The 10420-nt window shown below is 68.6% G+C and carries 11 protein-coding genes; 6 read left to right on the top strand and 5 right to left on the bottom strand.

Features of this window, described 5'->3' with window-relative positions; translation table 11 throughout:
- Window positions 1-203: 203 nt before the first annotated feature.
- Genes AC01Y6_RS08025 through AC01Y6_RS08015 form a run of 3 tightly spaced genes read right to left on the bottom strand, consistent with a single transcriptional unit; the run spans window position 204 to window position 2985 of the window.
- Entirely contained in the window at window positions 204-1556 is a 1353-nt protein-coding gene (locus AC01Y6_RS08025; RefSeq protein ID WP_347240134.1) for an NAD(P)(+) transhydrogenase (Re/Si-specific) subunit beta, read from the bottom strand.
- A complete protein-coding gene (locus AC01Y6_RS08020; RefSeq protein WP_234506362.1) occupies window positions 1556-1858 on the bottom strand; it encodes a proton-translocating transhydrogenase family protein in 303 nt (100 codons plus the stop codon). Before AC01Y6_RS08020 ends, AC01Y6_RS08025 begins: the two co-directional genes overlap by 1 nt.
- Window positions 1858-2985: an NAD(P) transhydrogenase subunit alpha gene (locus AC01Y6_RS08015; RefSeq protein ID WP_428716167.1), complete on the bottom strand. Its 1128-nt coding sequence runs from the start codon at window positions 2983-2985 to the stop codon at window positions 1858-1860. The genes AC01Y6_RS08020 and AC01Y6_RS08015 overlap by 1 nt, the downstream gene beginning before the upstream one ends.
- Window positions 2986-3089: 104 nt before the next feature.
- Here AC01Y6_RS08015 and AC01Y6_RS08010 point away from each other — a divergent pair, with 104 nt between their 5' ends.
- From AC01Y6_RS08010 to AC01Y6_RS08000, 3 genes are read left to right on the top strand one after another with little or no spacing between them, the layout of a single operon-like run.
- Window positions 3090-3977 (top strand): DMT family transporter, encoded by an 888-nt coding sequence (locus AC01Y6_RS08010; protein ID WP_476671031.1) that lies wholly within the window; start codon window positions 3090-3092, stop codon window positions 3975-3977.
- Window positions 3974-4786, top strand: a complete 813-nt coding sequence (locus tag AC01Y6_RS08005) for a DMT family transporter (RefSeq protein WP_476671029.1) — start codon at window positions 3974-3976, stop codon at window positions 4784-4786. The genes AC01Y6_RS08010 and AC01Y6_RS08005 overlap by 4 nt, the downstream gene beginning before the upstream one ends.
- A gap of 1 nt (window position 4787) precedes the next feature.
- Window positions 4788-5924 carry an MFS transporter gene (locus AC01Y6_RS08000; protein WP_476671027.1) on the top strand — a complete coding sequence of 379 codons (1137 nt, stop codon included), beginning with the start codon at window positions 4788-4790 and terminating at the stop codon, window positions 5922-5924.
- Here the strand turns inward: AC01Y6_RS08000 and AC01Y6_RS07995 are convergent.
- Entirely contained in the window at window positions 5909-6916 is a 1008-nt protein-coding gene (locus AC01Y6_RS07995; protein ID WP_347240139.1) for a Fic family protein, read from the bottom strand. The two genes, AC01Y6_RS08000 and AC01Y6_RS07995, sit on opposite strands and share 16 nt — an antisense overlap.
- 192 nt (window positions 6917-7108) lie before the next feature.
- Between AC01Y6_RS07995 and AC01Y6_RS07990 the strand changes: the two genes are divergently transcribed.
- Complete coding sequence (locus AC01Y6_RS07990; protein ID WP_476671024.1) at window positions 7109-8593, top strand: YifB family Mg chelatase-like AAA ATPase; 1485 nt, start codon at window positions 7109-7111, stop codon at window positions 8591-8593.
- Here AC01Y6_RS07990 and mgsA read toward each other — a convergent pair.
- The gene (gene mgsA, locus AC01Y6_RS07985; protein ID WP_428722247.1) at window positions 8590-8964 is read right to left on the bottom strand and encodes a methylglyoxal synthase; all 375 of its coding nucleotides are present in this window, start codon (window positions 8962-8964) and stop codon (window positions 8590-8592) included. The genes AC01Y6_RS07990 and mgsA overlap by 4 nt on opposite strands.
- Before the next feature lie 22 nt (window positions 8965-8986).
- On the opposite strand from mgsA, the gene AC01Y6_RS07980 reads away from it, so the two are divergent.
- Both AC01Y6_RS07980 and AC01Y6_RS07975 read left to right on the top strand, forming a co-directional pair.
- On the top strand, window positions 8987-10018 hold the full coding sequence (locus tag AC01Y6_RS07980) for a M42 family metallopeptidase (RefSeq protein ID WP_476671023.1): 1032 nt from the start codon (window positions 8987-8989) through the stop codon (window positions 10016-10018).
- 2 nt (window positions 10019-10020) lie between these two features.
- Window positions 10021-10338, top strand: coding sequence for a nucleotide pyrophosphohydrolase (locus AC01Y6_RS07975; protein ID WP_347240144.1), 318 nt, complete (start codon window positions 10021-10023; stop codon window positions 10336-10338).
- Window positions 10339-10420 lie beyond the last annotated feature (82 nt).

Below are 10420 nucleotides of genomic sequence, written 5' to 3'. Positions count from 1 at the left end.
TGGAGCCACCTCTTGGGCCAGGCGTAGGCCGTGGGCGAGCACCTCCTTGGGGCTTGGTTCCCTGCAAGCAAAGCCTCTCTTGCCTATCAGGAGGGAGATATACACCCGTCGCCCCAATCTTTGCAAGGCAAGCCCAGAAACCCCAGGGGAAAACCCCACCGCAAGGCCTGCTTGCGGTGAGGCCGACAAGAGGGCGAGATTACTTAGAGCTTCTTCAGGGTCTGGGCCAGTTCGGTGAGGACCTTCTGCGCGTCCCCGTAGAGCATCCTCGTGTTGTCGGCGTAGAAGAGCTCGTTCTCCACCCCGGCGAAGCCCTTCCCCTGGCCCCGCTTGACCACGATGACGTTCTTGGCCTTGTCCACGTCCAGGATGGGCATGCCGTAGAGGGGGCTTCCCGGGCGGCGGGCGGCGGGGTTCACCACGTCGTTCGCCCCGATGACCACGGCCACGTCCACCGTGGGGAACTCGGGGTTGATCTCCTCGAGGTCCTTGAGCTTGTCGTAGTCCACCCCGGCCTCGGCCAGGAGGACGTTCATGTGCCCCGGCATCCGCCCGGCCACCGGGTGGATGGCGAACTTGACCTCCACGCCGCGGGCCTCGAGGAGGTCCGCAAGCTCCTTCAGCTTGTGTTGCGCCTGGGAGAGGGCCATGCCGTAGCCGGGAACGAAGACCACCTTGTTCGCGTAGGCCAGCATTACGGCGGCATCTTCCACGTCAATGGGCTTGAGGCTCCCCTTGACCTCCCCCGCCTCCTGCTCCACGCCGAAGCCCCCCACCAGGACGCTCCAGACCGAGCGGTTCATGGCCCTCGCCATGAGCACCGTGAGGAGCGTACCCGCCGCCCCCACCAGGGTGCCCGCCACCATGAGGGCCGGGTTCCCCACGGCGAAGCCCTCAAAGCCCACGGCCATCCCGGTGAAGGCGTTATAGAAGGAGATGGCCACGGGCATGTCGCCGCCGCCGATGGGGAGGGTCATGAGAACGCCGAAGAGGAGGGCCAGGAGGAAGAAGAGGACGATGCTCGCCGTGGCGTCGTTCCAGAGGAGAGAAAGCCCCAGCACCAGGGTGAGGGCCAGGACCAGGGCGTTCAGCACCCTCTGCCCAGGGAAGAGGATGGGGCGGCTTCGCATGATCCCCTGGAGCTTGGCGAAGGCGACGAGGCTTCCCGTGAAGGCCACGCTCCCGATGAGGCCGCCCAGGATGGCCAGGGCCATGAGCCCCGCGTTCTCAAAGGCGCCCTTCAAAAGCTCCACGGCGGCGATGGTGGCGGCGGCGCCCCCACCCATGCCGTTGTAGATGGCCACCATCTGGGGCATGTCCGTCATGGCCACCCGCACCGCCGCCCACCAGGCCACCGCCGAGCCCAGGAGGAGGGCGAGGAGCATGAGGGCGAGGTTCCCCATCCCCGGCCAGAAGAAGGTGGCGAGCACGGCCAGGACCATGCCCCAGCCCGCCCAGACGATGCCGCTTTTGGCGGTGGTAGGGTGGGCCATGCGCTTCAGACCCACGATGAAGAGGATGGCCACCACGAAGTAAGCCGCCTGGATGAGGTCCATCACTGACCACCCCCCTTGCCGGGCTTCTTTTCAAACATCTCCAGCATGCGCACCGTGACCGCGTAACCCCCGGCGGCGTTGGCCGCCCCCAGGACCACCCCCAGGAAGCCGATGAGCTTCTCCAGGCCGGTCTCCGCGTGGCCCAGGACCACCATGGCTCCCACCACCACCACGCCGTGGATGAAGTTGGAGCCCGACATCAAGGGGGTGTGGAGGATCACGGGCACCCGGGTGATGAGCTCGTAGCCCAAGAAGGCGGTGAGCACGAAGATGTAAAGCGCCGACCAGAAGCCAAACTCCATCACGCACCTCCCAACAGGGCCTTGGTGGGCCCGTGCAGGACCTCGCCCTCCTTCATGAGGAGGGCGGCCTGGACGATCTCGTCCTCCCACTTGGGGGCGAACTCCCCCTTCTCCATAAGCAGGCTAGAAAGGTTGAGAAGGTTCTTGGCGTACATCTCCGAGGCGTGCACGGAAAGCTCGCTCGGGAGGTTGAGAGGTCCATAGACCCGTACCCCCCGCACCTCCACCACCTCGCCCGGCTGGGTCAAGACGCAGTTACCCCCAGACTCCGCCGCCAGGTCCACCACCACCGTCCCGGGCTTCAAGCGCTCCACCATGTCCTCGGTGAGGAGGATGGGGGCGCGGCGGCCCGGCACCTGGGCCGTGGTGATGAGGACGTCCATCCCCGCCACGTGGTCGCGCAGGGCCTCGTGCTGGATGCGCTTCTCCTCCTCGGTGAGCTCGCGGGCGTAGCCCCCCTCCCCCTCGGCGCTGATGGGGAGCTCAATAGGCTTGGCCCCCAGGGAGAGGGCCTGCTCCAGGGCGGCTTTGCGCACGTCGTAGGCGTAGACCTGGGCCCCCAGCCGCTTGGCGGTGGCGATGGCCATGAGCCCCGCCACCCCCACCCCCATGACCATCACCTTGGCGGGGCGGATGGTGCCCGCCGCCGTGGTGAGCATGGGGAAGAAGCGGGGAGAGAGCCTCGCCGCGTGGATGGCCGCCAGGTACCCCGCCACCGTGGCCTGGCTGGAGAGGGCGTCCATGCTCTGGGCCCGGGTGATGCGGGGGATGAGCTCCATGGCGATCACCGTGGCCTTTTGGGCGGCCAAAGCCCTCACCAGCTCCACGTTCTTGTGGGCCTGCACAAAGCCCACCACGATGGCCCCAGGCTCCAAGGCCCGAATCAGGTCCTCCGAAGGAGGCTGAACAGTAAAGAGGAGATTCGCGCCCTTTAGGAGATCTCCTCGCTCCGCAAGCTCGGCCCCGGCCTCCTGGTAAGCCTCGTCGGGGTAGTAGGCCCCCTCCCCTGCCCCTCTTTCCACCCGCACCCTGGCCCCCTGCTTGACCAGGCGGGCCACCACCTCGGGCACCAGGGCCACCCTGCGCTCCCCCGGTGCCCTTTCTTTAGGAACGGCGATGGTCGCCATAGAACCTCCTTCCGCGCCAGTATACCAGCGAGTCCCCGGGCATTTGCCCCTGGAGGTGGCCTGACCCCCTGGTCACCCCCCCGGTCCTATGGCAGAATGCCGCCATGCGGCCTTCCGGCCTAAAGATCGCCGCCGTGCTCCTCTTGGGGATCCTGGCCATCAGCTTCGGGAGCATCCTGGTGCGCCTGGCCTTGGCCGCCTCGGGGGACCGAAGCCTCGCGTTCAGCCTGGTGATGAGCGCAGGAAGGATGGCCCTGGCCGCCCTCCTCCTGGCCCCGGGCTGGGGCAGGCCCCTGGAAGACCGGGCCGGGCTCCCCTGGGCCGTGGGCGCCGGGGTCTTCCTCGCCCTCCACTTCGCCTTCTGGATTACCTCCCTTTCCTACACCTCCGTGGCGGCGAGCACCGCCCTCGTCACCACCAACCCCATTTGGATCACCCTCCTGGGCTGGCTCTTCTTCCGGGAAAGGCCCTCCTTCTTCACCCTCCTCGGGGTAGGGGTGGCCCTCCTCGGGGGGCTTCTCATCGGCCTGGGGGACGCGGAAGGAAGCGGGGGCGCCAACCCCCTCCTGGGGGACGCCTTGGCGGTGCTTGGGGCCTGGGCTGCTTCCCTTTACCTCCTTCTGGGGCGGGAGGCGCAGAGGCGGGGGCTTTCCCTTCTGGACTACGTGCGGGTGGCCTACACCGCGGCGGCCCTCCTCTTGCTTCCCCTGCCCTACCTCTTCGGCGGGGGGTACGGGGGGTATCCCTGGCCCGTGTACCTCTACCTCCTCCTCATGGCCCTCCTGCCCCAGCTCGTGGGCCACACCAGCTTCAACTGGGCCACCCGGCACATCCCCCCGGTCCTGGTGACCCTGGCCATCCTCTTTGAGCCGGTGGGGGCGAGCCTCCTGGCCTTCCTCCTCTTCGGAGAGCTTCCCGGGGTGAAGGTGCTCCTGGGGGCCTTGGTCCTCCTCCTGGGGGTGGCCCTGGCCGTGGTGGGGGGTAGGCGGTGATCCCCGTGGCCCTGGCCGCCCTGCTTTGGGGCCTGGGAGGGGCCCTGGCGGGGCGGTTCATGCGGGAGATCCCCCCGGAGGTCCTCATCCCCCTCCGTTTCCTACTGGGCTTCCTCCTCCTCCTGCCCCTCGTCCTCGCCCGCCCGCCCCACCCCGCGGAAGGAAGGAGGCTTCTTGGGGTGGGCCTCGCCCTTTCCGGGGCCCAGGCCTTTTACTACCTGGCCATCCACGCCACCACGGTGGCCACGGGGATCTTCCTCCAGTACTTGGCCCCCGCCCTCCTCACCCTCCACGCCCTCCTCAGGGGAGAGAGGCTTCCCGGGAGGGCCCTTTTGGGGGTGGGGCTTGCCCTCCTTGGGGCCTACCTCCTGGTGGTGGGGCCTGGGGGTCTCCAAGGGGGGCCCTTGGGCCTCGCCTTCGGCCTCCTCTCCGCCCTCTCCTTCGCCCTCTACGCCGCCTTCGCCCACGGCCTGAAGACCCCGCCCCTCGTGGCCCTGGGGGTGGCCACGGGGGTGGGGGCCCTCCTCTCCCTCCCCTTCCTCCTCCTCCACCTGGGGGAGGTGCGGGCCCTGGCCCCCGCCCAGTGGGGGGCGGTGGCCTACCTGGTCACCCTGGGCACGGTGGTCCCCTTCAGCCTTTTCCTCCTGGGGGTGCGGACCCTCCCCGCCCGCACCGCCACCCTGGTGGCCATGCTGGAGCCCTTAAGCGGGGCCCTCTTCGCCTGGCCCTTGGCGGGGGAGCCCCTGAGACCCGAGGCCTTCCTAGGCGGGCTTATGATTCTCCTGGGCGTGGCCCTGAACCGGAGGTGATATGGCGGTCCGGGTTTTCCTTCTCTTCACCTTGGGGTATTTCCTCTCCTACTTCTACCGTTCGGCGAACGCGGTGCTCGCCAAGGACCTCTCCCAGGAGCTGGGTTTGGGGCCGGCGGAGCTGGGTTTCATGACGAGCCTCTTCTACCTGGCCTTCGCCTCGGTGCAACTCCCCTTGGGAGGTCTCTTGGACCGCCTGGGGCCCCGCCTGGTCACGCCGAGCCTCCTCCTGGTGGCCGCCTTGGGGAGCCTGGTCTTCGGCCTGGCGCAAAGCTTCGCTCTCCTCGCCCTGGGGCGGGCCCTCATCGGGGTGGGGATGGCCGCGGCCCTCATGGGCTCCATGAGGGCCTTCAGCCTGTGGTTTCCCAAGAACTACGCCACGGTCTCCACCCTCCTCGTGGGCCTCGGGGCCACGGGGGGGCTCCTGGCCGCCACCCCCCTCGCCCTCCTCAAGGAAGCGGTGGGCTGGCGGGGGGTGTTCCTCCTAGGGGCTTTTGTGGTGGCCCTGGTGGCCCTCGCCCTCTACCTGGGGGTGCGGAACGCCCCGCCTGGGGTGGCCTGGCCCAAGGACGGGGGCCCGGGAGGCCTCCGGGAGGTCCTCCGCAACGGGAAGCTCCTCCGGGTGGCCTTCTTGGCCTTCGCCTTCGCCGGAGGGTTTCTCTCCCTGCAGACGCTTTGGGCCGGGGCCTACGCCTACCACCTGGGCCTCGAGGCCCTGGAGGTTGGGAACCTCCTCTTCCTCTACTCGGGGCTTGCGGTCCTGGGGTTTCTCGCCTCGGGCTACCTGGCGGACCGCTTGGGCACGGCCCGGGTCCTCCTCGCTTCGGCCCTCCTCTTCGCCCTGGGCCTTCTTCTCCTCCTCCTCAAGCTCCTCGCCCCGGCCTACGCCCTCCTCGGTTTCTTCGGGGCCTTCAACATCCTCACCCTCACCCAGGCCCGGGAGCTGGTGGCGGTCCACCTGGTGGGCCGGGGCACCACCTTGGTGAACCTCTTCGGCATCGGGGGCACCTTCCTCCTCCAGTGGGGCCTCGGGGTGGCGGTGGGGGCCTTGGGGTACGCCCTGGCCTTCGGCGGGCTCCTCGCCCTCCTCCTCCTGGCCCTAATCCTCTACCTGCCCCTCCTTCAAAGGTCTGGGTGAAAGAGAAGCCGCTGCAGTTCAGCCACCCGCTCCCGCCAGTCAGGCCGGGGAGGGGGGAGCTGGGAAGGCAGAACCGCTGGCCGCTCCCTTGTGCCCAAGAAAAGCCAAGGGTGGGAAAAAGGCCGCTTCTGCCGACCAGAGCGGTACACCAGAAGCCGACCCCGGTTGACCCACACGTAAAGCTGGGGCCGAGGCACGCCCAGATCTTGCGCCACCCCATCCAGGGGCTTCAAGTCTTGCCACTGCATCAGGGCTAAGGCAACAGCCTTTTCCAGCCGGGCCAGGAGGGACTCCCCTAAAAGCGAGGCCAGGGCAACCCAATCCCCCTGGTCCAAAGACCGGATGAGGGCCTGGGGATCGGGAGGGGGAAAACCAGCTTGCAACCCCCGATCCGCCCCCTCCAGGGCCTGGTAGTACCGCTTCCGGTCCGCCTCGTTCAACCCCTTAACTACCAAAGGGGGAAAGCCCTGGTGGATGACCAAATAGTTGAGGAGCAGGCGGCCTACCCTCCCATTTCCATCCCGATAAGGGTGAATAGCCTCAAAAAGGGTGTGGATTTTCGCTATGGCTTCCAGGAACTCCCGTTCTTCCAGAAGGAGCCGGGCCACCCGTACAAAGGCCCTGAGGTACTCCGTGGCCTCGAGGGGAGGGATGACCTTGGCTCCTTGGATGCGGCGCTCTAACCCGTCCGCAGGTCTACCCCGCTCCCGCTCCAGGTGTGTTTCCCTAAAGAGCTGGCCGTGGATGTTGTTGATAAAAGCCAAATCCAGGTGCCAAACCCCCTCCTGAGCGTCCTGGAGCGCCTGCTCGTACACGAACTGAGCGGTGCGAAAGTAGTTAAAAACCTCCGCGGACCCTTTTCGGCCCCTAAGCACCTGGCGCAACTCCCGCTCATCGGCGAAATACCCTTCTATGGCCAAGGAGTGGCGGGTGTCCTCCTGGAGCATGTACAACCACTCTTCGTTAGCCACCTGGATAAGGTCCAGTTTCATTCCGCCAAAGCGGTCCAAAAGGGCGCGCCGCTCCTCCAGGGCCCGGCGGATTTTGTTATATGCCTTCTTGTGGCTCCCCTTCACCTCCGACCATTATAGGTCCATCCAAAGCCTAAAGGTTACCCTTCATCTGGCGTGTTAGCTTAGCCCCCTCATCCCCGAAAACTAACAAGTTTGTGGTAAACTCCCTCCATGCTGGCCCAGGTGCGGAGCTACGCCCTTTTCGGCCTGGACGCGGTTCCCGTCACCGTGGAGGTGGACGTAAGCCCCGGCCTTCCCACCTACGCCCTGGTGGGCCTCCCCGACAAGGCGGTGGAGGAGAGCCGGGAGAGGGTCCGGGCCGCCCTGAAGAACGCGGGCTTCCCCTACCCCCAGGCCCGGGTGGTGGTGAACCTGGCCCCGGCGGAGCTCCGGAAGGAGGGGAGCCAGTTTGACCTGCCCATCGCCCTGGGCCTCCTGGCCGCGCAAGGGGTGGTGCCCCTCGAGGCCCTCTCGCCTTTCGCCCTCGCGGGGGAACTCGGCCTGGACGGGAGCTTGAGGCCTATTCCGGGAGCGGTGAACCTGGCCCTGGGGGCCTTGGCCGAGGGGAAGAAGCTCCTCCTTCCCGAGGAGAGCGCCAAGGAGGCGGCCCTGGTGGAGGGGGTGGAGGTCTTCGGGGCGAAAAGCCTCCAGGAAGCCGTGGCCTTCCTGAAGGGCGAGGAGGCCCTGGATAGGGCCGAGCCCGAGGACCCCTTGGAGGCCCTCGAGGTCCTGGACCTCCGGGACGTGAAAGGCCAGGCCAAGGCCAAGCGGGCCCTGGAGATCGCCGCCGCCGGGTACCACCACCTCCTCATGGTGGGAAGCCCGGGCTCGGGGAAGACCATGCTGGCGAGGCGCCTTCCCTTCCTCCTCCCGCCCCTTTCCCGGGAGGCCGCCCTGGAGGTGACCCGCATCCACTCGGCGGCGGGGCAACCCGTCCGGGGCCTCCTGAGGAACCCCCCTTTCCGCGCCCCCCACCACACGGTGAGCTACGCCGGGCTCATCGGGGGCGGGGCCATCCCCAAGCCGGGGGAGGTCTCCCTGGCCCACCGGGGGGTCCTCTTCCTGGACGAGTTCCCGGAGTTTTCCCGGGAGGCCCTCGAGGCCCTGCGCCAGCCCCTGGAGGACGGGGTGGTGACCATCGCCCGGGCCCGGGCGAGCCTCACCTTCCCCGCCCGCTTCCTCCTGGTGGCGGCCATGAACCCCTGCCCCTGCGGCTGGCACGGGGACCCGGAAAGGGCCTGCACCTGCACCCCCCAGGCGGTGCGGCGCTACGCGGGCCGCATCTCGGGGCCCCTCCTGGACCGCTTTGACCTGGTGGTGGAGGTGCCCCGCCTCACCTCCCTGGAGCTCGCCCGCGCCCCGGAAGGGGAGGGCACGGAGGCGGTGCGGGAGCGGGTCCTAAGGGCCCGGGAGCGGATGCTCGCCCGCCAGGGCCGCCCCAACGGGGAGCTATCCGGAAGGGCCCTAAGGGAGCACGCCCGCCTCACCCCCGAGGCCGAGGCCCTCCTCCAGGCCGCGGCCAAGCGGATGCTCCTCTCCGCCCGAAGCTACGACCGCCTCCTCCGGGTGGCCCGCACCGTGGCCGACCTCCAGGGGGCGGAAAGGGTGGAGGAGGCCCACGTGGCCGAGGCCCTGGCCTACCGCAGGGCCCTCTAGGCCAAGGAGCCGAGCCAGGCCAAAAGGGCCTCGGCGGCGGCCAGGTTGGTGGCCAGGGGCACCCCGTGCACGTTGCACACCCGCATCAGGGCCTGGATGTCGGGCTCGTGGGGCTTGGCCGTGAGGGGGTCCTGCAGGAAGATCACCGCCAGGACCCGGCCCTCCGCCACCCGGGCCCCGATTTGCTGGTCGCCCCCCAAGGGCCCCGAGAGGACCCGCTCCACGGAAAGCCCCGTGGCCTCCGCGATGCGCTTCCCCGTGGTCCCGGTGGCGAGGAGGGGAAAGCGGGAGAGGAGATCCCGGTGCCGCTGGCAGAAGGCCACCATCTCCTCCTTCTTGGCGTCGTGGGCGATGAGGGCTAAGGACCTCATGGGGGCATTGTAAGCTTGGGGCATGGACTACGCGCCCGACCTGGAGTTTCTGGAAAGGCTCCTCCTCGCCGTGGGGCCCTCGGGCTTTGAGGAGGAGGCGGCCGAGGTCTTCCTGGAACGGGCCCGCGCCTTCGCCCAGGCGGAACGGGACCGGCACGGCAACGCCTACGCCCGCATCCACCCCGGGGGGAAGCCCAAGGTCCTCCTCCTCGGGCACCTGGACGAGATCGGGGTCATCGTGAGCCACGTGGAGGAGAAGGGCTTCCTGCGCCTCAAGCCCCTCGGGGGCTGGGACCCCCAGGTCCTGGTGGGCCAGCGCCTGCGCTTCTTGGGCAAGCGGGGGCACGTGCTCGGGGTGGTGGGCCGGAAGGCCATCCACGTGCTGAAGGAGGGGGAGCGGAAGAAGGCGGTGGAGCTCTCCGAGCTCTTCGCCGACATCGGGGCGGGGAGCCGGGAGGAGGCCCTGGAGCACCTCGAGGTGGGGGCGGTAGGGGTCTTGGACCAGGCCCCAAGGCGGCTTTTGGGCGAGAGGCTCGTCTCCAAGGCCCTGGACAACCGCCTTGGGGCCTTCGTGGTGCTGGAGGCCCTGAGGCTCCTCGAGGGCAGGACCTCCGCCGAGGTGGTGGCCGTGGGCTCGGTGCAGGAGGAGATCGGGGCCTACGGGGCGAGGACCGCCGCCTTCCGGGAAAACCCCGACCTGGCCCTGGTGGTGGACGTGCACCACGACAGCGCCACCCCGGGCATGGACAAGGCCCAGGTGGGGGAGGCGGAGCTCGGCCGGGGGGTGGTCCTGGACATCGGCCCCTTCGTGGACAAGGAGGTCTTCCGGGGCCTGAGGCAGGCGGCGGAGCGGGAGGGCCTCCCCTACACCCTCCACGCCCACGGGCGCTGGTCCGGCACCGACGCCGACGAGGTGGCCAAGGTGCGGGAGGGCGTCCCCACGGGGATCGTCTCCATCCCCTTGCGCTACATGCACTCCCCCGTGGAGATGGTGGACCTCAAGGACGTGGAGCGGGCGGTGCGCCTCCTCGCCGCCTTCGTGGCGGGGGTGTAGCCGTGCTCACCTTCAAGGAGGCCCAAGAAAGGGTGGACGCCTGGATCTCCTCCTTCCAGGAGGGCTACTTCCCTCCCCTCCTCATGCTGGCCCGCCTCACGGAAGAGCTTGGGGAGGTGGCCCGGGTCCTGGCCCACCGCCACGGCAAGAGGCCGAAGCCGGGGGAGGAGGAAGGGGACCTCGCCGAGGAGCTCGCCGACCTCCTCTTCGTCCTCATCTCCCTGGCCAACCGGGAGGGGATTGACCTCGAGGAGGCCTTCCTCAGGGCCATGGAGAAGTACCGCTCCCGGGACAGCGGGCGCTGGACCAAGAAGGGGTGACCCTGCCCATGGGGGGGCTTGGGCTTCCTGCTGGGGCTTTTCCTCTTTGAAAGCGTGGGCGCCTAGAGGGCGTAAAGCGCCC

Source organism: Thermus sp., from assembly GCF_056332225.1.
This window is presented reverse-complemented; position numbering and strand designations above follow the sequence as displayed.

Excerpts from the sequence above, each read along its gene's own strand:
- AC01Y6_RS08025 (WP_347240134.1), bottom strand. The coding sequence starts at position 1,556 with ATGGACCTCATCCAGGCGGCTTACTTCGTGGTGGCCATCCTCTTCATC.
- AC01Y6_RS08020 (WP_234506362.1), bottom strand. The coding sequence starts at position 1,858 with ATGGAGTTTGGCTTCTGGTCGGCGCTTTACATCTTCGTGCTCACCGCC.
- AC01Y6_RS08015 (WP_428716167.1), bottom strand. The coding sequence starts at position 2,985 with ATGGCGACCATCGCCGTTCCTAAAGAAAGGGCACCGGGGGAGCGCAGG.
- AC01Y6_RS08010 (WP_476671031.1), top strand. The coding sequence starts at position 3,090 with ATGCGGCCTTCCGGCCTAAAGATCGCCGCCGTGCTCCTCTTGGGGATC.
- AC01Y6_RS08000 (WP_476671027.1), top strand. The coding sequence starts at position 4,788 with ATGGCGGTCCGGGTTTTCCTTCTCTTCACCTTGGGGTATTTCCTCTCC.
- AC01Y6_RS07995 (WP_347240139.1), bottom strand. The coding sequence starts at position 6,916 with ATGAAACTGGACCTTATCCAGGTGGCTAACGAAGAGTGGTTGTACATG.
- AC01Y6_RS07990 (WP_476671024.1), top strand. The coding sequence starts at position 7,109 with ATGCTGGCCCAGGTGCGGAGCTACGCCCTTTTCGGCCTGGACGCGGTT.
- mgsA (WP_428722247.1), bottom strand. The coding sequence starts at position 8,964 with ATGAGGTCCTTAGCCCTCATCGCCCACGACGCCAAGAAGGAGGAGATG.
- AC01Y6_RS07980 (WP_476671023.1), top strand. The coding sequence starts at position 8,987 with ATGGACTACGCGCCCGACCTGGAGTTTCTGGAAAGGCTCCTCCTCGCC.